Consider the following 22,120-nt stretch of genomic DNA (forward strand, 5'->3'; position numbering starts at 1 on the left):
GTGAGGCGCCAACGGCCCCGTCCGCGTTCAGTTCCCCTTGCGCGGCACGGCCCTTCGCCGGGCGTTCCTCGTGCACGCCGGTCCACGTCGTCCAAAAAGAAGTACCGCTCCAGCTCCGCCCGCGAAGGCGCCCCGGCAAACGCCCGTATCGGGCCGCCCACTCATCCGTCAGGGACTCCACCGCCACAACAGCTCTCCGAAGATCGACGACAACGATCCACGAAGGCCGCTTAGACGGTGTCCTATGTGGCGATCGCTCGTTGGCCTGCGTATGGGGCGGGGTACGTGGAGTTGGATTGTTCCGGACGGGCTGTGGGAGATCGCGAAGCCGCTGATCCCGCCGTCGAAGGTGCGGCCACAGGGCGGCGGAACGCCGGACACGCCTGATGAGACGCTGTTCGCAGCGATCATCTACGTGCTGGTCAGCGGTTGCGCCTGGCGGGCTCTGCCGCCGTGTTTCGGGATATCGAAGTCGACCGCGCACCGCCGGTTCCTGATCTGGTCGCGTGCCGGGGTGTGGGGCCGGCTGCACGAGGCCGTCCTGCACAAGCTCGACGACGCAGGGCTCATCGACGTCTCGCGCGTGGTCCTCGACCCCGCTCACGTGCGGGCTAAAAAGGGGGGGAACTCACAGGTCCGAGCCCCGTGGACCGGGGCAAGCCGGGTTCCAAGATGCACGTCCTGTCGGACGCGAACGGACTGCCCCTGGTCGTCGGCGTCTCGGCCGCCAACACCCACGACAGCGAAGCACTGAAGCCCATGGTCGAGGGTCACCAAAGGAGACACGACCCCCAGCGCGGTCGCCACCTCAAGCCTCAGCGCCTGCATGCCGACAAGGCGTACGACATCCCGCAGTCTGCGTAAATGGTTACGAGGCAAGCGCATCGGCGTGCGCATCGCCCGCAAAGGCATCGAGTCCAGCGAACGGCTGGGCCGCCGCAGGTGGGTGATCGAGCGGACGATCTCGTGGCTGTCCGGCTACCGCCGACTCAGCCCCCGCTACGAACGCCATTCCCGCAACTACCTGGCCTTTCTCGGCCTCGCCGCAGCCCTGTGCTGCTACAAGCGACTGCTCCGCCTCACCACATAGGACACCGTCTTAGCCCTCGGCGCGACCGCGAAGACGACCAGCGGGTCCTCGGCAAGGGCGAGCATCCCGCCGCAGCCGAGCGTCTCGTCGTCCATGTGCGGGGCCAGCACCACCAAATCTGCCACCACGCCCCTCTCGCTCGAACGGGCCCTCCCGTACTAGGAAGAGACGAGTCGGTACGTGACGGGCTCAGTGTGCCTCGTCGGCGAAGCCGCGACGACGGGTAGTGGCGAGCGCCGCAGCCTGTCGAGTGCCTGTGGGGCCGTCAAGCGCCGCCTCGCCGGCCTCGCCCTCGACCAGCCCGACACCCTTGTCCGCAGCCTGCTCAAACTTGCTGCAGTACCGCGCCGACTTCCTCAACGGTCTCCTCACCGCAACCGGCCTCGTCCTCGATCTCCACCACTATCACCCTGAAAACCCGAAGTCAGTACCGCCCCCCGGAACGACACAGGCGAGGGCGCTCCGTTTGCGATGAGTGCCCCCTGTTCACTACCAGGTGCCACCACATCCCCCTGCGGCGACGTAGTCGGCGTGGCCAGAAATGTATAGGTTCCTCAGCACTCACCCAGGCCGGTCACCGGATCGCCCTGTGCGTAAGGGGGGACGAACGTACGTGAACGTATCGATATCCTTCAGGAAGTGGCGCGCTCGCGGGCTCGCCATCACAACGACGCTGGCCCTCGCCGCTGGAGTGGCGGCCCTGACTCCGTCCACCGCCCAGGCGGCGCCCAGCCTCGGCCGTGCTTACGTCTGGGCGCACTCGCCCAACGCCGCGCTGAATACGCCGTACACACCATCGGCGGCCTACAGCCGGAACTCGACCGGGGGGACGAATTCGGTCGTGCGCACCGGAACAGGCCAGTACACGGTCCGGATGCCCAACCTCGGCCGGGTCGGCGGCGTGGTACACGTGAACGCCTACGGCGCCAACGCGAACTCCTGCGGCGTCTACTACTGGGCCCCGGTCGGTGACCGACTGGACGCGCACGTCCGGTGCTTCACGCCGGGCGGGCTACGGGTCAACACCGCGTTCACCGCGAGCTTCGTGAACACCGTCGGCCTCGGCGGCCGGTTCGCCTACGTCTGGGCCAACCAGCCGACCACGGCTGCGTACACGCCGTCGACGAGCTACCAGTTCAACTCCGCCGGCGCGACCAACACCATCACCCGCTCCGGCGTGGGCCGGTACACGGTACGGATCCCATCGATCGGGTCCGCGGCCGGGCAGGTGCAGGTGACCGCGTATGGCGACGTCAGGGCCAGGTGCAAGGTCGTCAACTGGTACGTGTCGGGAACGGCCCAGATGGTCAACGTCCGCTGCTTCACCCTCGGCGGCGCACTCCAGGACAACCGGTACACGCTGACCTACGTGCGCGGCACCGGCATCCAGCGCACCACGCCGGCCGCCTACGCGTGGGCCAACCAGCCGACCACGGCCGCGTACAATCCCGCAGCGGCCTACTCGTACAACTCCACGGGCGCGGCGAACCGGATCTCACGGGTCGGCGTCGGCACGTACCGATTCTGGCCCTCCGGAATGCCGCTGAGCAACGGCAACGTGCAGGTGACCGCCTACGGCGCAGACTCCAGGCACTGCAAGGTGGACCACTGGACACCCAGCACGGGCGTGCAGGTCCGCTGCTACTCGGCCGCAGGCGCACTGTCGGACACCTACTACGACGTGGCGTTCCAGCGCTGACGAAACCGCAGCAGGTGCGGCTATGAAAACGTGCGCCGCCGCGATGTCTGCTCGCGGCGGCGCACCGGCCACCCGGGGGCGCGGTCACGCGTGGACTCGTAGCGTGGTCTTCGTGGAGACAGGCGCCCCGGTCGAGGGAGCATCCGGACGGTCGTCCTTCGATGCCCGTGGAGTCGTGAGCGGTCAGACGGGAAAGCCAATGTCCTGGAGGAAGTTCCTCGTCCTGTAGAAGACGTAGGGGTCGTCGCCCTTCCGGGAGAGGTCCAGGGCCTTTCTCCAGGCCCGGGATGCCTGCTCCGGCTCGCCGGTGTCGTGCAGGGCAAGGCCGAGGATGAGGAAGGCCGCCGCGCGGCCTTCCAGGTCGTTCGCGGATCGGGCGAGCGACTCCGCCCGCCGGGCGATGTCCACCGCCTGTGCCGGTTGCCCGAGCTGGTAGCGGGCATTGGACCCCGCGCAGCGGTGCCGACTCGCGGGGTGTCGACGTTCACTGGCCGGGCGAGGGTGCGTGGGGTCCTGCTGCCCGGATGAATCTGGTGAGGACAGTGGCGTATTCCTGTGGGTGAGTGATGTGGGGGATGTGGCCGGCGCCTTCGAAGGTCTGGCGCTGTGCTTGCGGCATGGCCATGGCCAGCCGTTCCAGGACCGTCGAGAACCAGGTGGGGCTGGCGCTGCTGCGGCTCCGCAGTACCGGAGCGGTGCAGGCGGAGAGCCCGTCGAGGTCCAGTGCGGCCCAGGTCGGGTCTGTCTGTTCGTCCAGCCATGTCTGGGCGTTGGTCACGAACGTCTCGCGCAGGGAAGCAGGCAACTGGTCCCACATGCCGGGGCCCATGGCCACCTCCTCCGCGAACAGGTGTGCGCCCTGCTCGTTCTCGGCGTTGCGAAGGTGGTCCATCACCGCGTCGAACGAGGTCATCGTCGGCTGTAGCTGTGCCATGGAGTCCGGGTCGTCGGCCACGACCCCGATCAGCGGGGGTTCGTGGACGGTGATGCTGCGGAACAGTTCGGGCCGGCGTGCGGCCAGGCCGAGGACGATCGATGCGCCGAAGGAATTTCCGGCGACGTGCGCGGGGGCGGGGCCGAGCTGTTCGATCAGCGTCGCGAGGTCGTCCTCGTCCTGTCTTCGGGTGCCCTGGCCCGGCGCCGTCTCGCTCCGGCCATGGCCGCGGCGGTCGTACGTGATCACGGTGAAGGACGCGCGAAGGTCGGCTTCGATCGCGGGCTGCCAGCTCTTGTGGGCGTTCCACGAGCACCGTCCCTCGTCACGCTCGCCGCCGCGCCGTGCCGGGCTGCCCGGTGGGCCAGCGCCGGCCGGACCGTGCCCGGTCGGCCAGATGAGGAGTGGACGATCCTTGCGCGCCGCTACCCCTGGCCCGACGGCTGACCGCGCGGTGCGGGCGCGGCCCTCACCGCACCCCCACGGAGCCCGCGAACGCCCGTCGGCGCCGCGCTCCCGGCTGCCGGAGCGGCAACACCGTGGCCCAGCCCACTGGTCCGGCAGCCCCGCCAGTCAACCACTGCCGGCCGGGGCGCACAAACGGCGCCCGGCAGCACGACGCCCTGGTCCGAGGGGAGACCAGGGCGCTCGACCACACCGGCCGGAGGGGGAAACCGGGGAGCGTGGGCGCGGCCTCGGATGCCAGGCGCGGAAACCAGGGCCGCGGGCGGCAACCGGCCCACCGTGGGGGATCAAGCCAGTGCACGCGTCGCACCGTACAACGTCCCGCACGGGCGAAGGACACGGGCCGCGTCAACGCCGGGACCGGCCCGTCCTGGCACGATGAGCCTCATGCAGCCGCTGCCGGTTCCCTGCCCAGCCGACCTCGTCCCCGACGCGACGGGCTCGGAGGCTTTCAACGCTGCCTACAAGCAGGCCAAGCAGCAGCGCGCCGTGTTCGTCGCCGTCGAACGCCACGGCCCGCGCTGAACGGTGAAGGCCGACGCGTTCACCGCCGAGCAGCACACCGTCGACGACGCGGCGTACGACGCGATCCGCGCCGCCGTCATCCGCCTGATCCGCTCCCGCCAGATCCGCCCGGACTCCTCCGCCGGGCCGGTCTACTTCGTCTTCTATGACGTGGAGGGAGAGGAGCGGGCCCGCGACTTGGCCGCCGCGCTGCACGCCGCCCTGTACGGGAACCTCCAACCCCTCCGCCAGCCGTGCCCGAAACGTCCTGGCCACGGGAGAGCCGATGAGGCACGACGAGTTCCTGGCGCGCGTACGCGAGCGCGGCGAGTACACCGACCAGCGGTGCCGTGGCCCGGTGCTTACGCTGGGGCGCGTGCGTCACTGCCGGTGGTCACAGAGGCGTTAGAAGCGGATCCAAGGACCCCGCCTCAGGAGTCCATGACTCAATCGGATCCACTGAGCTTGTTCTTTAACCTGATCGCAGTCGGGCGCGCAGGACTGCCGCACCGTCCCCCTCAAGGTCCTCGCAGGCCGCTGGGCGGCCCGCCATTGCCATCACCAGCGAGAGGGTCGGCCCCCGGAGCAGATTCCCAGAGCCGGTGGTGAACGGTCCGTCTGTGGCCTCGACCCGCAAGCCCGCGATTGCAGTGTTGCTCGCGACGGTGAAATCGCGGCTGGCGAAGAACCGGGCCACGGCGGTCGTGGTGGCCACCGGGGGTGTCCGCACAAGACCCAATGGCCGGCGGATGTCCTCGCTGTGGACGACTATTTCGCCCAGCCAGGCCGCAGTATGTCCTGTCGGCCCGGCGGGCCCGGCGACAACGTCGCCAAATCGCCGCAAGGTCTCTTCAGGTGTAGCCCCACGGTGCTTTGCGAGTCGTCGGTCGTTGTGCGTATCGGGGTCGAACCGCGCGGCCAGCATGCTCAGCAGCCAGCGCCACATCCTCGTGCTGGCGCCTGCCGTCAGATGGGCTACGACCTCCTCCACGGTCCAGCGTTCACACAGTGATGCTTTCGCCCACTGGGCCTCGCTGAGCTCGGCGAGGTCTTGAGCGAGTGCCAACCGTTCGACGTGGATCGCCCGTTCCAGAGCTTTCCGAGTTTCCGGCACGTGTGGTTCAGCCATAGGGCAGCCTCCAGAGATCGGGTGTCCTCCATCAGACTGCTCTCGCCGCCCAAACTCATCGACAGAGCAAATGTTGCCTGACGCGGCACTGGCTGATCGGGCTGGCGCCACCCGTTTGGGCAAGGTTCTGGTGATGAGCCCGAGGGTATGGCTGGCCTCGGAACGGGCCGAGCAGGGTCCGTCTGGCGGAGAGGAACCACCATGGCGGTTGGGACAGTGAAATCGTTCGACGCGGAGAAGGGCTTCGGCTGGATCGCCCAGGAAGGCGGCGGCCCGGATGTCTTCGTCCACTACTCGGCCATCAACGCCTCAGGATTCCGTTCCCTGGAAGAGAACCAGGCGGTCACCTTCGATGTCACCCAGGGGCCGAAGGGGCCGCAGGCCGAGAACGTCACCCCGCAGTGAGTGTCGTCTGAGCACGCCGAAGCCCCTCACCCGTTCAGCAGCACGGGTGTGGGGCTTCGAGGCCGTCTGGGCTTCTCGATGAGAATGGTTCTGGCTCGACTTCTGTGAAACCGCTTGAGGGCGAGGGGTCCAAGAACATGCGGTCACGCAGGACGCCGCTCGTCCTGTTGCTCCTCCACGTCTCCGAACCGGGCGAGAGCCACCGCACCGAATACGGAGAGCGCGAAGCCGGCAAACGCGAACGGCATGAAGCCGGGGCGTGTCCGATCACCGAGGAGCAGCACCCCGGCGGCCGCGGGAAGGAGAGTCTCTCCCAGCACCATGGCTGAGGTTGCGGCCGTGACCGAGCCGCATTGCATCGCGCGGATGAGGAAGGCGAAGCCAGTGACGCCGGCGATGACGACGGCGTAGGCCGACGGCTCTGTGAGGAGTTCCCCCACAGCGCCTTCTGGGAGAATGCGCACGCTCAGGCCCACGAGGCCGAAGTCGAGGCCCGCGATGAAGCCCAGTACGGCTCCTCGAGCGCCGCCGGGCGCGGACCGCGCCGCCCACCCCAGCACAGCCAGCCCCACTGCGGCCAGCAGTGCGGCCACTCTGAGGGGCTCGTCACCTCTTCCGGTCCCCTCCCGGCCGCCGGTCAGTGCCAGGAGCGCGAGCCCGGCGCACACCGCTGCCACGGCCACCCATTCCACACCCCGTAGCCGCACCTTCAGCATGCGGGAGGCGCCGACGGCTGTGACCGCCAGTGCCGAGGCAAGGGTTGCTTCGACGACGAACAGTGGCAGCCGGCGCAGGGCGATCAGCTCAGCACCGAAGCCCAGTATGTCCATGCCGACCCCGCACACGAAGGGCCACTGCCGAAGGGCGGAAACCACGGACGCCGCCGTCCTCCCGGCAGCCCGTCGCGCTCCCAGCGCCTGCAGAACGGTGGCGAAACCAGTCAGGATTGCGGCAAGGAGCGCGCAAAGCAGGCCGACCATCATGATTCACACCGTAGGAGGAACCCCGGTTCCACGCGCCTAAGACGCCATGCGGCGCGTCCGGTGACCCTTGTGCCGGATCAGGCTCGCTGGGAGCGAAGCAACCCAGTCCCCACCGCCCTGTCGATCCGCCGGCCCTGGCGGTGGCCGACGTGGTGCGCCGCGCCGCCCACAAACGCCATCAGGGCGCGGAGAAGGAACTCGGCTGTGCACCCCCAAGCCCGAGAACACCAGCGGTCACCCGATCCGACGTGTGGGTCCGGCGGCGACGAACGGCGCACGCACCACCCAGCAGTGGGAACGGCTCACCCCACTGCCGCGAACACGGCAGCGGACGATGCATCCGCCACCGGAGGTCTGCGGGCAGCCTTATGCTCCATCGGGATCTGCGCTGCTGCGACCCTCGTTATAGCAGGTCAACGGTTTCGTCGGCTCCTCAGGCCCGCGGAGGGAGCCGACAGGCGCCTGTCAATGAAGGAGCCCATCACCTGTATGGGCTGAAGGCGTGGTTATCGCCGCCGGGAGAAGCAATCGGTGCTGAAAACCGACCGTGCCTGGGCAAGTCTGCCAGGAACAGCCCGACTATCTCAGGAGGAAGACATGCGTGTCCTTGCTCAAGGCACAACGAAAGCGGCAGGGCTGGTCCTCACCCCCATGCTCGCCATGACCGCGCTCGGATGCGGGAACACCGGTGAGTCGGCCGAAGGCACCGGCGCCGACCGGGCTGCTGCGGCGCGCGCCCCCGCCGACCCGTCCCCCGCGGGGAAGCGGCCCCCGCGCTGCCGCTCGGCACACCTCAAGGCGGACATCACCCTCCAGGAGGACGGGGCCGCCCTAGTGGCGCTCACGAACAAGAGCAACCGCACATGCACCGTCAAGGGCTATGCCACGTATGGCGGGCTGGGGGCTGACAACACACCCATCAGCGTATCGACCCGCCGGGTCCCTCACCCGGGCCCACCGGTGTTGTCCACCCTCAAGCCAGGCGAGACAGCCTTCTCGGGGCTGAAGTGGACGACGTGTAACAGAGCTGACGAGAACTGCGAAGTCCTGTTTACTGTGATCGTCATGCCGCCTGGGGACAAGGCCCGGATCATCGCGACCGTGCTGGGGACGGACGGCAAGCCGGTGAAGAACGGCCTCGAGGTAGGGGCTGACGGCTTCACGACCGGATCACTGCAACCCTCAACCCAAAGCGTTCGCCTCCCCTGACGCACCAGGCGCGTGCGTCGACGTCCTGCCGTGCGGGCGCGCGCGTCGGGCGGTACCCCCCGCCACCCCGCGTCCTAGGGCCTGTCGTCTTTGTGATCTTGGTTGGTGGACATGGCCGTTGCTGCCCCCCCGGCGTCGATGGGGCGGCTCCTGGGCGAGCCTGCACACCGGGTCTGACGGTGGGTTGCCGACCGTACGTTCGACCGGATGCTGCAGGCTGCACAGGCTGGGCGGATGCGGCCGGAAACCATCGACTGGCTGGTGTCGATCAACGCCAGCATCATCCAGGCCCACCAGCACGCAGCCGGCCCCCGAACAGGGGAACCGCCCCCAGCCCTCGGGCGCTCCAGAGGCGGGCTGACCAGTAATATCCCCCTGGCCTACGACGATCTGGGCGGCCCGCTCACCTTGGTGGTCACGGGCGGCAACGCCAACGACTGCACCCAGGTCACCGCGGGATGGAGGCGATATGGGTGCCCGCCTCGGGCTGGGGCGGCCGCGGGTACGGCCTGACCATGACATGGGTGACAAGGGCTTTCGATTGAACCGCCCGGCTGAGCGGTGCTGCTGGGGCCCGTTGATCACGCCGGACGGTTGTGGCCCGCGGAACCTTGGGTGATCGCGAAACCGCGTTGGTGCGAGGAGCACGGCGCGGCGAAAGGGTGAGCCGGTGCGTGGTGCCGGCCTGATCTCGATGGTGGCCAGACTGCTGATCACCGGCTGCTGGGCAGCCCGGCCCGGCAGGGCGCCGGTGTGACCGACTCTGGCCAGATATTCATGGCCGGGAGCCCAACCATGCCTTTGTCGAACGGCAATTTCCGCGCTGCTGTCTGAATAAGGACCTGGCGTAATAGTGCCATTCGCTTCCGTACTGCAGCCGGTGCTGCCTTGCCGAAGGCTGACTGCTCGTGATTTGCCTCAAAGACGGGTTGGCAGCGGCATGGCAGCGGTCGCGTTTTACGCCTGACGGGCCTGTCCGGGTGGTCTTTCCCCTGACTGATCGTGTCCGGGAATTCATCTGATGGCTGGTCCCTCAGGGTGGTGGCGGCCGGATCAGCGGCCAGACGGAGGACATTGGAGGAGACACGTGACGCAGGGGCTGAGGACGCCTACGGGCTGGGGGAGACCGCGGGTTCGCAAGGCATGGTCGTGGTCGGCGGCGCTTGCCGTGTCGGCGTCGTTTGCTGCGCTGGCGGCTCCAGGCCCGGCGGTGGCGCAGGGCGAGACCCCCCGGGGCTACGGTGAGCCGGCTCCCAAGGTTCGCTGGCACGTCTGCCCCGAGGACTGGGAGGTGGGCCCGGGCTGGCAGTGCGGCACGATGACCACCCCGCTCGACCACGCTCACCCGGGCAGGGGAACGCTGGAGCTGGCGGTGGCGAAGCTGCCAGCCAAGAACCCCAAGAAGCGCATCGGGTCGTTGCTGACCAACCCGGGCGGCCCGGGGGTCTCCGGCATCAGCCTCGCCAACAGGACGGGCTGGGAAGCCAAGGTGAACAACGCGGTGAAGGAACGCTTCGACCTGGTCGCCTACGACCCCCGGGGTGTCGCGCACAGCCGCCCTGCGCTGGACTGCTCGCAGACCACGTCCGGCGCTCAGCAGGACGAGGATGACAACCTGAGTCCCAATCCCCGCAATCGCCGGGAGATGATCGAGCAGCTCCAGGACAAGGACCAAAGCGGTGCCAACTGTGTGAAGAAGGCGGGCCGGCTGGTGCCCTACATGTCCACGGTCGACAACGTCCGTGACCTGGACAAGCTGCGCCAGGCCCTGGGGGACCGCAAGCTGAGCTACTACGGCATCTCCTACGGGACCACCATCGGAGCCGTCTACGCCAACCTTTATCCCGGACGCATCCGCTCCCTCATCCTGCACGGCGTCGTCGACGTCAACACTCAGATGAAGGACACAGCGACGTACAGCATCACCGACGCCATGGGCCAGGAGTACGCCCTGAATGCACGGCTGGCCGCTTGCGACCAGGACCCAGATCACTGCGCCTTCGCCGGCGATGCCAAAGCCAAGTTCGACAGGCTGGCAGATCACCTCCGCAACACCCACCGATCTCACCCCGCACCCCGGCAAGACTGGGACTCCTTCGTCGACCTGGCCCGGGCCTTCAACGGAGACGCGCGGAACAAGGCCGAGGTCCGCCAGGCCGCACAGGACCTGCAGGACCTCTACGTTGAAGAGTTCGGGTCCCCGCAGCCGTCCGACCGCGCCGCCCAGACGTCGGAGAGCAACGCTGACGACGTGCTGGTCGCGACGGACTGCCTCGACACGCCGCCGCTCCCGGAACAGACTGGGCCATGGCTGGAGTGGTTCCGCGAGGCGCGCGCCCAGGCGCCCATCTTCGGTCCCGCGGAAGTACTCAGGAACAAGGCATGCCGCGACTGGCCGGACGACTTCCGTGCCGCCACCCCCCGCTACACCGGCCCCTGGGACCGGGCGCAGGTTCCGATCCTGCTGATGAACCAGGAATTCGACCACTCGACCCCGCTGAACTGGGCGCGCAACATGCGTGACGCAATGGATCAGCGTGGCCTGGTCGTCATCGACGGCTTCGGGCACGGGATTGCGACGCCCTGCAGTCGCTCGAGGAGTGAGGACTACCTGCTGCACGGCCGGACCCCCTCCGGCGAGGCGGTCTGCCCGGACGGCGATCACACACCCTTCCACTGACCGGCGCCCGCCCTGCGGCTGCACCCAACCCGGTCAGCAGCCGCAGGGTGAGCCCGCCTGCCCCACCCGGGAAGTGGCAGGGCACCACCACCGGCACGGCGGTGGTGGTGGCGGCGCCGCTTGGATGCCGAGCAACGACGGCGGCAGCCGTCCTCGGTCTGGCGCTCCCCAATACCTCCGACCATGGCGAGGATGCCGGCTCGAGGAATCCGTCGAGCGCATCCACGGCACCGGAGCCTGGCTGGGAAGGTCGGCCACATCCTCGGACCGGAAGAGGGAGTGTCTAATCAACGGCGGATCTGCTGATCAAGCAGAGACGCCAAGTGAGCGAGACGACGATCGAGCCCGGGTCCGCCGAGGAGCCGGACGGTCGTGCGATGCCGTCGGCCGCGTCGGACGAGCAGCTCGTCGCGACGCTGGTCGACCCGGCCCGCGTTCTCAAATCCTCAAGATCCACGTCTCACGTGTCCAAGATCAGGCGTCAAGGCCCGGTGACGGTGAGCGAGCCCTTGGCGGTGACTCCCTTGGTCACATCGCAGAAGACGTTCACCTGGTACGTGACTGGCTTGGCCTTGGGGAATGATTTTCCCCTTGTCCTGGAGCTGCTCGCTCCAGGCCTTACGCCGGGTGCACCTCTGTCCCGTACGCCGTTCTGGCTACCCCGAATGGCCGGGGTTTTCCATCGGCGGATGAGGCTGAGCGGGGTTACGCGAGGGGCGACACTCAGGAGTAGCAGCATGAACCGGCTACACCGTGCGGCCGCGGCAGCCGTACTCGCATTGACCGTGACTTCGACGGGTTGCTCGTCCCAGTCGGATGAACGTCAGCTTCCGCAGCATAGGGTGGCACCTCAGCAGGACAACCATCGCTTCGTGCCGACCTACACCCGGGGCGAGACCAAGGAGGACCGGTCGGCTGAGCAGATGATGCGCGGCGCCGCTGTGCTCGAAGACCTCAGCGCGTATGCGACCGACCTGGTGAAGCTGCCGCAGGACATCCCGGTGGCCGGCAAGAGCTGCGGCGTGCCGAACCTCGCATGGACCTCTGAGGAGAAGGCCATCGTGGCCTGCTATGAGATGACCACGATGCTGCGTGAGACATTTGCGGCGGTCGACAAGAACGAGGGCCGCTCCCCCTCCCCCGAGTCCGGGGATCAGCGCGTGATCGGCGCACTGTCCGGGATGTTCTTCCACGAGGTGGGGCACGCCATGATCGACCTATACAACCTGCCCGCCACAGGCCGGGAGGAGGACGCGGTCGACCAGCTCGCCGCGGTGATCCTGATCAACGACGGGAACCAGGGGCAAAAGTACCTCGACTACATGGCGGACTTCTTCGGCCTGTTCGCCCAGGTGGAGGAGAAGGCGATGAAACCCGCGCAGCGGTACTCCAACGAGCACTCCCTCAGCGAGCAGCGCTACTACAACCTGCTCTGCTACCAGTACGGCGCCCACCCCAAGAAATACGCCTCTCTCGTGGGTGACCCGCTGCCCAAGGAGCGCGCAGAGCGGTGCGCCACGGAGTACGAGAAGGCTGAGTCGGCGTGGCTGCGCCTGCTGGGACCGCACCTGAAGGGCTAACGATTTCGTGCATGGTTGGCGGTGAGACGTCACTCTCTGATATTCGACCACGGTCGTGTGGTCGGGAACGCGACTCGTGCAGTGATCACCGGCAACCGGTTGACCACCGGCCTGACGGCCGATGTGATCGCTGAACACGTCGCCCAAGTAGGCCCGTTGCGGCAGGAGTGCGTCCCAGCCCGGCGCCCGAGCAGGCACCCGCTGCTGCTGCTGCACGAGCGGGCCGCACATGGACTGCCCGCCTGTGCCAGCGTGGTCGATGGGTGGCGCCGGCCTCGCATTGCGGTCGTGGGACGTGCTCCGGTGGCGGTTGATTGTTTTGTGAGCGATCATGAGTCGGGCTCAGGAGGGTTTCACCGCCGAGACCGCAGTCGTGGTGACCTTGTTGTCGCACTCGGCGATGCGGCCGTCTGTGAGAGCGACTCGATGCGTCCCCGACCGCGGCAGACCGATCAGGAGCGCCGGGTACACGGAAGGCTCCGCGCCGGACAGACAGTAGCCGGGGCCCTCGCCCTGGACCTGCACGAAGGTCAGCTTCACCCACGCCCTGGCACGCGGCGCGAGCCGTACGGTCGAGGGCGATCCCGTACGAGTGACCTTCAGCGCGGTGCTGCGCTGGGTGGATCCGTTTCCGGCCCCGGCCACGGACGGATGGCCGCGCAGGATGCACGGCTGTTTGGAGACGTTGGTGAACTCGACGATCACCGCTCCGGTACCGGTGCCGGCGGGTCGACGGGCAGCCTGGTAGGCCTTCAGCTTCAGAGCCGCCGAAGCACACTCCGCCCCCGTGCCCGCAGCAGCAGCAGCGGCCTCGGCCCGGGAGGACGCCTGCGTTACCACATCTCCACTGCCTGACTGACATGCTGCCAGTGGCACAGCGACCACGATCGCCGAGGCGAAGATGCGCGCAGTATATGAGTACTGCATTGATTGCTCCGAATTGTCCAAGTGTGCAGGGTGGCCGGATGTCGGACCGGTGCTTACCACGTACGACAGAGCCACTCACGGAAGCGGCCGTCACAGGCCCGGCAGCGTCCTGCTGAGCAGGCTGCTACGAACGCTAGCGGCCCCAGCGCTGCCGTACCCGTCCGGATGGACCGTACGGGTAGCGACGCGGCACTGGGCTCCGCCAGGCTGCATGAGCCACCGTGTCCCTGTCCCTCTGATGGAGCGCGGGCGGATCCGGGACACAACGGTGCCGAGTGTTTCAGCGCCGGTCGGCGGTGGGCTGGGCTCCCGGCCACTCCGTCCGCCCTGGAGCATCGGCCAGTCCTGCGGGTACGCGACGGGTCGACGGTGCCCGACGGTGCCGTGGACGCTCTGCCCCACAGCCAACTTCCGCTGCACCTACTGCTACGAGGACTTCTCCGCCGGGCGCATGGGCGCTGACACCGTTCAGGGAGTCAAGAGGCTGCTCGACCGCAGAATGGACGGCCTGCGGCAGCTCAGCGTGTCCTGGTCCAGGAGGCGAACCCCTCCTGGCCCGGCCGGTGGCGGAGGACGTCTCTTCGCATGTCGTCGAGTCGCTCCGCCGCCGTCCAGGGCTCCGCTTCCAAGGCGCCATGACGACGAACGGCCATCTACTCGACGTCCCGGCGTCCCGACGTCCCGACGGCCGAGCGGCTCGCGGAGTTCGCACTCGAAGGACGCCCGTGGTTCTCCATGCAGGAACCACACCCGCGTGCGCACAAGGGCCGCCATCGTGGCGGCGATCGGGGGGTGGAGAAGCGGAGCAGGGCTGCTCGGCGGCGGCGTCGTCCTGCTGGTCCTGGCCGTCACCCTCACCTCCGGCCTCGACGATGCGCCCGTCGTCATCGCGCCGGACGCGCCTCTTGTGCTTGCCGCCGGTGAGAGTGCGGGAGGCGACCTGCTCGACCAGGCGCTCATCGTGCGAGCGCGAGCCCTGGAGCACGGCGCTCCACGTTCGCCTGTGACGTCCTGTTCTCCGGAACACGCGCGCGGACGCGAGGAACGCGGTGCACACGCCGGTTGTCCGATGCCGTTGGTGAATTGCCGCAGCATCTCGTGCCGCTGGGACACGAGGTGGTCGCCGCACAGCCACGCCGACCACACGGTCCACGGCCGCCAGGTCGCCGTCCGAGGCGTCGTTCACGTACAGCTCCGCGGCCGGCCGTCTCCGACAGCCTCTCCTCTTCCCTGCGACCGACTCGGCCGCAAAGGCATGCCTGGGCGGTGAGTGGTCGGGTGGCCCTTCGAACTCGCTTCCGGCGTACCGGTTCTCACAAACGATCCCTTGCGCGAGCAAGATCACTTAAGGGCCGGGAACACCCTCCGGAACCCGGATCGGTTCTCAGAACCCGTTCTCACTCAAAAGAGGGACTGCTTCCCTTCTGCGAGGTGCATCGTGCGAAAACCCGGGCTGTTGGCGGCCTGTCGCACGGCGAGCGTTCTCAGCCGAAAGCGGCGGCCTTGCGGAGTGTGGTGTCGATGTCGTCCGTCTTCTCCCGAGTGGCCAGCGAGACGTTTTTTCGGCCAGCGGGGCACGTTCCGGCGCGTCTGTCCTGGAGTCGACGAACGGTTTCCGCCCGGTCAGTGGAATGATCTTGCGTCACTTCCAGGGGCCGCGACCGGTGCCGTCGTTCGCGTCTCACCATATGGATCCGGCCACGCGCCTCGGGCCCTTGTAGGACGCGTTTGTGCGTGATTAGGATCCCGCTCGTTTCGTTTCCCCCACGCTTTCTGCACAGTTTCGCCAAAACTGGTGAGGTGCTTCGTGGAACGGCCCGCGTCAACCGCACTACCGTCCCACCTCCGGTCGGGAACGCGCGATTTCAGGCTCCTGTGGTGGGCCAACGCCGTCGACGGCCTCGGCTCACAAGCGTCGGGGGCCGTACTGCCGCTCCTCCTCCTCGGGCTCGGGCACTCGCCCCAGGCCGTCGGTGTGATCGCGGGCGTCTCCACCGCCCTCGGGCTCCTGCTCGGGCCGCTCGTCGCCGTTCCCGCCGACCGGGGCGCCCGCAAGCGCGTGATGCTCGGGTCCGCCGCCGTCGCCGCACTCGCCATGGGCGGCGTCACCCTCGCCCTGGCGGCCGGCGACCCGCCGCTCGGCATCGTCCTCGCCGCCGTCCTGGTCGAACGGGTCGCGACCGCCTGCTTCGAGGCGGCCGCACGCGGCACGGTCGCCCTGGTCTGCCCGGGTCCCGAGCAGCCGAGGGCGGTCGCCCGGCTGTCGGCCGCCGACCAGGGGGCCCTCATCGTCGGCCCCGCACTGGGCGGCGCCCTCTACCAGGCCGCGCGGGCGCTTCCGTTCCTCGCCGACGCCCTCTCGTACGCCGTCAGCGCCCTGTGCGTACGGGCGATGCGTACGGACCTCACCGCACCGGGACCGCGCTCACGAGGCGAGGGGCTGGTGCGCGAAGGCGCGGCCGGCTTGCGGCTGGTGCGCTCCTCCGCGCCGCTGCGACTGGTCCTGGTCTGGAGCGCCACCGTGAACCTCGTCGTCGTGGCGCTCTACTTCACGGCCGTCTTCGCCCTCCAGCAGGGCGGTCATCACGGTGCCGTGCTGGGCGCGGTGCTCGCCGCGTCGGGAGCCGCCGGTCTGGCCGGGGCGCTGGCGGCGCCACGGGTGGCGAAACGTTTCGGCGCTCCGCGTGTCGTGACCGGCGTGACCTGGCTGCTCGTCCCACTCACCGGTGCGCTCGCCACGGCGACCGGCGCCTGGGCGTACGGGGTGCTCTTCAGCCTCGTCTGCCTGCTGATGCCGCTCGCCTCCGTGGTGCTCCAGGCACGGGCCCTCCAGGCCACCGCGCCCGCGTTGCAGGCGCGTACCGGTGCGGTACTGGCCACCGCCACGACGGGCGCGGCCGCCGTTGCCCCCGTGCTCGCCGGGCTTCTCGCCGACCGCGTCTCCATGGCGGCGCCCGCGCTCCTCTGCGGCGCGGCGCTGGTCCCGCTGGCAGCGCACACCTCCCGGCGGCCGGTGCGCGGCGTCCTCGCGGGGGAGGCGGGCCGGTGACCGGCGGCTACCAGGTGTACCGGGCCGCCCTTCCCGAGGTGTGCGCCGCAGACCCGGCCAAGATGGTCTTCACCGCCGACGCCGACGGCCGCTGCGAGGTGTTCACCTGGGACGCCGCCGTGCGCCGCGCCCGCCAGGTCACCCGGCGGCCACGGGGCACCCTGCACGGCGCCATCGACCGTGACGCGCACGTGTGGTGGTTCGACGAGGACGAAAACGGCTACGGGCACTGGCGGTTCCAGCCCTTCGCCGGCGGTACCGACCGGCCCGGTCTGACGGACGTACCGCCCGGGCTCCCACGCGGCCTGGCCGTGAGCGACCACGGTACGGTCGCCATGGCGCTGGGTGACGGCCACGCCACCACGGTCCATCTCGGACAACGAGGCGGCACCGTCCGGCATGTGGCCCGCGTCGACGGCCACGCCACGCTCACCGGCATCACGCCCGGCGGCCGCCTGCTCGCCCTGACCGCGGCCGGTACCGTCACCGTCCTGACACACGACGGCACCGTACGTGCGGTCCTGCCCGGCGGCGCTGCCGTCCCCGCCGTGCCGCCCGGCGGCGCTGCCGTCCCCGCCGTGCCGCGCGACCGTGGTGCTGTCCTCGCCTCGCCGCCCCACCCCCGCGCCGGGCATGGTGCCCCGTCCCACCCCCGAGCCTTACCCGCCGTCCCGCCCCCCGGGGGCGACAGCGGCCGGCTGTGGTGCCTGGGCTTCGCGCCCACCGGGGACGACGAGCACCTGCTCCTCGTGCGGGAGCGCGACGACCACTACGTGCTGGCGACCTGGCGGCCCGGCACCGGGACCGTCACCCACGACTGGTGCGCCTTCGCGACAGAGATCACCGCCCGCTGGGACGCCGACGGCCGCTCCGTGCTGGTCCGTCAGGACCGCCACGGCCGCTCCGCCCTGCACCGCGCCGACCTCAGCGCGCGTACCCTCACCACCATCCCCACTCCGGCCGGCACCCTGCTGGACGCCGTCGGCCGGCCCGGGGGCGACCTGCATTACCTGTGGACCGCCACCGGACAGCCCCCCAGGCCGTACTCGACCCGCGGCACCCCGCTGCCCCCGCTCCCGACCGTCGCCGACCCGGTCCCCGGCACCCACCGGGACCTGTGGACGCCCGGGCCGGACGGCCCCGTGCACACCCTGCTGAGCGTGCCCGGATCCGGCGGTCCGGGCCTGCCGCCACCGGTGGTTTTCCTGGTGCACGGCGGGCCCGCCGACCACGACCGCGACGCCTACGACGGGGCCGTCCACTCCCTGGTGGCCTCCGGGTTCGCCGTGGCCCGCGTCAACTACCGCGGCTCCACCGGCTACGGGCCGCGCTGGCGGCGGGCCTTCAGCCGGGGCGTCGGGCTCACCCAGGTCGACGACCTGGCCGCCGTCCGGGCCGACCTCGTCGCCCGCCGGCTGGTCCGGCCCGACGCGGTGGGGCTGTGGGGCACGTCATGGGGCGGTTACCTCGTCCTGCTGGCCCTCGGCACCCGCCCCGGCCTGTGGCAGGCGGGGGTCGCCGTCAAGCCGGTCGCCGACTGCGCCGCCGCACACCGTACGACCACCCCTGCCCTGCGCGCCCTGGACGAGCGGCTCTTCGGCGGCACCCCCGCCGAGGTCCCCGAACGGTACGCGCGCAGCTCACCGATCCAGTACGCCGCCGCCGTTCGCGCCCCACTGCTGGTGGCCGCCGCCACCCACGACGACAAATGCCCGCCCGGCCAGGTCCACGGCTACCTCGCGGCCCTGCGCGCCGCCGGGGTCCGCCACGAGGCAATGTGGCTCGACTCCGGTCACGACGGCTACGACGGCGGCGACCACGTCGCCGTACTGCGCCGCGCCGTGGTCTTCCTCGACCGGGAACTGCGCGGCCCGACGCGCCGCCGCCCCCAGACGCCCCGCCCCACCCGGAGCGGGGAGCACCACACCGCCGAAGGCACCACGGAGAGGAGAAGGCCCCATGCAGAAGGACATCATCCACAACGACCCGCTCGCGGGTGACGAGGAGAACCGCAAGCCGGGCATCGGCATCACCGTCACCGTCCCGTTCCGCAACGCCGAGGACGCGGAAGAGGACTGACCCCCGCCGGCCGGCCCGGCGGTGCACCGCCGGGCCGGCCGGTCCCCATCCCCGAGGAGCCGACATGCGTGTCCTGCTGGTCAACATGCCCTGGTCGCCCATCGACCTTCCCTCCCTGGCGCTGGGAATACTCAAACGGAGCGTGGACGAGCGTGTGCCCGGCGCCGAGGCCGAGGTCCTGCACGCCAATCTCGAATTCACCGACTGGATCACCGCGCGCACCGGATTCACCGCCGACGACTACGAGTACTACGCCCTGTCGTCCTACTTCCTGGGCTGCGGCGACTGGGTGTTCTCCTCCGCCCTTTACGACGATCCGCACTGGCGCGAGGAGGAGTTCACCGCGGTGATGCGCGGGAAGCTCAAGAAGTCCCGCATGACCATGACGCGGGCGCTGCACCAGGTGGTACCCGAGTTCGTCGACGAGATCGCCCGGCGGATCGTGGAGTACGCCCCCGACGTCGTCGGGTTCACCTCCACCTTCCAGCAGAACACCGCCGCGCTCGCAGCCGCCCGCAGGGTCCGGCAACTCGCCCCGCACATCGTCACCGTCATGGGCGGCGCCAACTGTGACGGTGCTCAGGGCGCCGCCGTGCACCGCAACTTCCCCTTCGTCGACCACGTCGTACGCGGAGAGGGCGAGGCCGCCTTCCCGCAGTTGCTCACGGCCCTCACCGACGGCTCCGATCTCTCCGGCGTACCCGGCCTGTGCCACCGAGGGCCCGGCGGTGAGAGCATCGCCAATCCCATGGCCACCCGCCCCCTGCCGCCCGCCGCGATCCTGCCGCCCGACTACAGCGGCTACTTCGAGCGCCTCGCCGCTTCCGCCGCCTGCCACTGGGTCGAGCCCAAACTCGTCGTCGAGGGCGCCCGCGGCTGCTGGTGGGGCGAGAAGCACCACTGCACCTTCTGCGGGCTCAACGGCTCCTTCATGGAGTTCCGCTCGAAGAGCCCGGACACCTTCTACGACGAGATCATGGAACTGGCCCGCCGCCACCGGGTCCTGGACATGTACGTCGTCGACAACATCCTCGACATGGGCTACCTCACCACCGTGCTGCCCCGGATCATCGACAGCGGGTACGACCTGCGGCTGCACATCGAGATCAAGGCCAACATGCGCCGGGCGCAACTCCGGACGCTCGCCGAAGCGGGGATGATCTACGTCCAGCCGGGCATCGAGTCGCTCAACGACCGGGTCCTGGACCTGATGGACAAGGGCGTCAGCGGCTGCCAGAACGTCCGCATGCTCCGCGACGGCGCCGAGACCGGGCTCTCCGTCGCCTGGAACTACCTTCACGGCTTCCCCGGCGAGACCGCCCAGGACTACGAGCCCGTGATCGCCCAGATCCCGGCGCTGGAGCACCTCGACCCGCCCGTCGACCTGTCGGCCCGGATCGCCATCGAACGTTTCAGCCCCTACTTCGAGCGCCCCGAGCTCGGCTTCACCGGACTGCGGCCCGAGGAGCACTACCGCTTCACCTACGACCTGCCCGAGGAGGAGCTGTATGACCTCGCGTACGTCTTCGAGGCCCCGGCCCGGGGCATCGGCGAGCCCACCGTCACCGCGCTGAACGACGCGCTGGCCGCCTGGAAGAAGCACCACGCCGGCGCCCGGCTCACCCACGCCGACCTGGGCGACCGGATCGTCCTCGTCTCGCGCCGCCGCGCCTTCGACTGGCGGGCCATCGAACTCACCGACCCCTTCGAGCTTGCCGTCTTCCGCCTCCTCGACCAGCCGCACACACCGGCCGCCCTCACGAGGAAGACCACCCGCGAGGCCACCGGCACGGTCCCGGGCCCCGCCCGCGACGAGGGTGCCGTGCGCCGGCTCCTCGACTCCTGGCTCGCCCTCGGGCTCGTCTTCACCGACGGAGGACAGTACGTCCACATCGCCCCCGCCGCCGTCAACGAGGACCTGCTGCGGCTGGACTTCATGCGCCACGCGCACGCGGAGACGGCCACGCTTGCCGAGCCCGTCCACGTATGACCGCGTTCACAGGAGGAGTACGCCCCATGAGCACCACCGCCCTCAAACCGCCCGCCGTCCTCGCCTGGCGCGACTACGACCCCGCCGCCTGCGAGCTGCCCGGCATGTTCCTCGGCGAACTAACCCTGCCCGGACCGCCGGAGAGCGCGAGCGACCAGGTGTGGCGCCTCGGCGCCCGACGCGTACGGCTTTCCGGGCCGGTCGACCTCACGGGCGGCGCGGACCCTGCCCGCGCCGCGGCGACCGTGGGCGCGCTGAGCCTGGTGCGGGACCTGACCGCCCGCGCCGTCCTCGTCGAGTGGGACCTCCGGCTCGACCCGGCGGCGGCCGTGGACGACTGGCAGGCCCTCAGCCACCTCCAGCCGCCCCGGAATCTCGACGGCCCCGCCGGCTCCGACGAGGCGCTCACCGCCTGGCGACGCGGCCACTACCTGTGCAAGTGCGTGTGGCGCAAGGGCCCCGACTTCGTCCAGATCCGGGACCGCCGCTGGGGCGAGCTGCGCCGGTTCACCGCCGACGAACCGGAGTACGAGAAGGCGATCGAGCGGCTCGCGTACGGAGTGCCGGCGCCGGCGGTGCCCCGCGCCGTTATCGACGACTTCCGGAGCGAGAAGCTCGTCCTGGACGTCGGGCCGCTCGCCTGGTGGCTGCCGTACCGGATCAGCCGCTGGCTCCAGGAGTCGATGGCGATCTGACGCCGCACGCGGCGCGCTGCGGCAGGCAGGTGGTGTTCGGTGGTCGGTGTTTTGGTTTCAGTGCCGACAGGGAGGGGGCGCGCACCGTGTTGCGGAAGGAGCCGATGCTCTCCTCCCGCTCCTTTATCTGGCAGCGCATCACCAAGCTCACCTTGGAAGAGGTTCAGCAGGTCATCCCGCTCGACCACCCGATCTGGGCCAGAGCCGATCCCACGGACATCGCCTTTGCCGACCGGCACGCCGCACACCGCAACTTCCGAAACTGGGCCCGGCTCACCGCCAGCGCTGCGCCCGCCGGGCCCCAGAATCCATCCGAACTACAAAAATGAAGCACGCTCTCTGAGCGACGAGCAACCCGTCACTCCAAGGCTACTCGAGAGCTCCGCAACCCAAGGACTGAAACCGGCCAGCAGTCACCCCTGGCTCCGCTGCTACCCGCGTCAGCGGGTACACCCGGGGAGCGAAGCGGACCGGGTACCTGACGTAGGCTCAACCACCCACCACCAATGGGAGAAGAGCCCAGTCAGAGGGCCGCACTGGCCGGGGAGCGAAGCGAGCCGGCCACCCGCGAAGCGGGGCCACGCCACCGAGCGAAGCGAGGTGGCCTTAGCCCCGCGAAGCGGAGGCGTCCTACTGCCCCGCGAAGCGGGGCAGTTCGCTGGCGCAGCGCGCAGCGCTGCGGAACCCGCGGCGCGGGTTCCG

17 protein-coding genes and 1 pseudogene are annotated in these 22,120 nt (G+C 69.6%); 12 read left to right on the forward strand and 6 right to left on the reverse strand.

The genetic code is table 11. The features are described 5' to 3' along the window. Positions 1–271: 271 nt before the first annotated feature. A pseudogene (locus AB0J57_RS34210) lies at positions 272–1,090 on the forward strand (IS5 family transposase). Here AB0J57_RS34210 and AB0J57_RS34215 read toward each other — a convergent pair. After that, entirely contained in the window at positions 1,060–1,218 is a 159-nt protein-coding gene (locus AB0J57_RS34215; protein WP_366132315.1) for a hypothetical protein, read from the reverse strand. The pseudogene AB0J57_RS34210 and the gene AB0J57_RS34215 sit on opposite strands and share 31 nt — an antisense overlap. 713 nt (positions 1,219–1,931) lie before the next feature. Between AB0J57_RS34215 and AB0J57_RS34220 the strand changes: the two genes are divergently transcribed. After that, on the forward strand, positions 1,932–2,789 hold the full coding sequence (locus tag AB0J57_RS34220; protein WP_366132316.1) for a hypothetical protein: 858 nt from the start codon (positions 1,932–1,934) through the stop codon (positions 2,787–2,789). Positions 2,790–2,972: 183 nt separating this feature from the next. Here the strand turns inward: AB0J57_RS34220 and AB0J57_RS34225 are convergent, their stop codons facing one another. Beyond that, positions 2,973–3,197, reverse strand: a complete 225-nt coding sequence (locus tag AB0J57_RS34225) for a hypothetical protein (protein ID WP_366132317.1) — start codon at positions 3,195–3,197, stop codon at positions 2,973–2,975. A 76-nt stretch (positions 3,198–3,273) separates the two neighbouring features. After that, positions 3,274–4,296 (reverse strand): alpha/beta hydrolase, encoded by a 1,023-nt coding sequence (locus AB0J57_RS34230; RefSeq protein ID WP_366132331.1) that lies wholly within the window; start codon positions 4,294–4,296, stop codon positions 3,274–3,276. Between the two features lie 279 nt (positions 4,297–4,575). Between AB0J57_RS34230 and AB0J57_RS34235 the strand changes: the two genes are divergently transcribed. Further along, on the forward strand, positions 4,576–4,713 hold the full coding sequence (locus tag AB0J57_RS34235; RefSeq protein WP_366132318.1) for a hypothetical protein: 138 nt from the start codon (positions 4,576–4,578) through the stop codon (positions 4,711–4,713). 451 nt (positions 4,714–5,164) lie between these two features. On the opposite strand, the gene AB0J57_RS34240 is transcribed toward AB0J57_RS34235, so the two are convergent. Continuing rightward, positions 5,165–5,821 carry a maleylpyruvate isomerase family mycothiol-dependent enzyme gene (locus AB0J57_RS34240; RefSeq protein WP_366132319.1) on the reverse strand — a complete coding sequence of 219 codons (657 nt, stop codon included), beginning with the start codon at positions 5,819–5,821 and terminating at the stop codon, positions 5,165–5,167. A 201-nt stretch (positions 5,822–6,022) separates the two neighbouring features. Here AB0J57_RS34240 and AB0J57_RS34245 point away from each other — a divergent pair, with 201 nt between their 5' ends. Next, positions 6,023–6,226, forward strand: a complete 204-nt coding sequence (locus tag AB0J57_RS34245) for a cold-shock protein (protein ID WP_366132320.1) — start codon at positions 6,023–6,025, stop codon at positions 6,224–6,226. A gap of 143 nt (positions 6,227–6,369) precedes the next feature. On the opposite strand, the gene AB0J57_RS34250 is transcribed toward AB0J57_RS34245, so the two are convergent. After that, positions 6,370–7,209, reverse strand: a complete 840-nt coding sequence (locus tag AB0J57_RS34250) for a hypothetical protein (protein WP_366132321.1) — start codon at positions 7,207–7,209, stop codon at positions 6,370–6,372. Between the two features lie 597 nt (positions 7,210–7,806). Between AB0J57_RS34250 and AB0J57_RS34255 the strand changes: the two genes are divergently transcribed. The 3 genes from AB0J57_RS34255 (at position 7,807) to AB0J57_RS34265 (ending at position 12,678) form a co-directional block, all read left to right on the forward strand. Next, a complete protein-coding gene (locus tag AB0J57_RS34255; RefSeq protein ID WP_366132322.1) occupies positions 7,807–8,418 on the forward strand; it encodes a DUF4232 domain-containing protein in 612 nt (203 codons plus the stop codon). A gap of 1,087 nt (positions 8,419–9,505) precedes the next feature. Beyond that, positions 9,506–11,098 (forward strand): alpha/beta fold hydrolase, encoded by a 1,593-nt coding sequence (locus AB0J57_RS34260; protein ID WP_366132323.1) that lies wholly within the window; start codon positions 9,506–9,508, stop codon positions 11,096–11,098. 872 nt (positions 11,099–11,970) lie between these two features. Continuing rightward, positions 11,971–12,678, forward strand: a complete 708-nt coding sequence (locus AB0J57_RS34265; protein WP_366132324.1) for a DUF4344 domain-containing metallopeptidase — start codon at positions 11,971–11,973, stop codon at positions 12,676–12,678. Between the two features lie 342 nt (positions 12,679–13,020). Here AB0J57_RS34265 and AB0J57_RS34270 read toward each other — a convergent pair whose 3' ends face one another. Then, the gene (locus AB0J57_RS34270; RefSeq protein ID WP_366132325.1) at positions 13,021–13,605 is read right to left on the reverse strand and encodes a DUF4232 domain-containing protein; all 585 of its coding nucleotides are present in this window, start codon (positions 13,603–13,605) and stop codon (positions 13,021–13,023) included. A gap of 1,807 nt (positions 13,606–15,412) precedes the next feature. On the opposite strand from AB0J57_RS34270, the gene AB0J57_RS34275 reads away from it, so the two are divergent. From AB0J57_RS34275 to AB0J57_RS34295, 5 genes are all read left to right on the forward strand, one after another. After that, the gene (locus AB0J57_RS34275; protein ID WP_366132326.1) at positions 15,413–16,654 is read left to right on the forward strand and encodes an MFS transporter; all 1,242 of its coding nucleotides are present in this window, start codon (positions 15,413–15,415) and stop codon (positions 16,652–16,654) included. A 62-nt stretch (positions 16,655–16,716) separates the two neighbouring features. Continuing rightward, entirely contained in the window at positions 16,717–18,654 is a 1,938-nt protein-coding gene (locus tag AB0J57_RS34280) for an alpha/beta fold hydrolase (protein ID WP_366132333.1), read from the forward strand. A 143-nt stretch (positions 18,655–18,797) separates the two neighbouring features. Next, positions 18,798–20,723, forward strand: coding sequence for a RiPP maturation radical SAM C-methyltransferase (locus AB0J57_RS34285; RefSeq protein WP_366132327.1), 1,926 nt, complete (start codon positions 18,798–18,800; stop codon positions 20,721–20,723). A gap of 26 nt (positions 20,724–20,749) precedes the next feature. Next, the gene (locus AB0J57_RS34290) at positions 20,750–21,418 is read left to right on the forward strand and encodes a DUF5825 family protein (RefSeq protein WP_366132328.1); all 669 of its coding nucleotides are present in this window, start codon (positions 20,750–20,752) and stop codon (positions 21,416–21,418) included. A gap of 104 nt (positions 21,419–21,522) precedes the next feature. After that, positions 21,523–21,747, forward strand: coding sequence for a hypothetical protein (locus AB0J57_RS34295; RefSeq protein WP_366132330.1), 225 nt, complete (start codon positions 21,523–21,525; stop codon positions 21,745–21,747). The last annotated feature ends 373 nt before the right edge of the window (positions 21,748–22,120 follow it).

Source organism: Streptomyces sp. NPDC049837 (genome assembly GCF_040674455.1).
GTDB lineage: Bacteria > Actinomycetota > Actinomycetes > Streptomycetales > Streptomycetaceae > Streptomyces.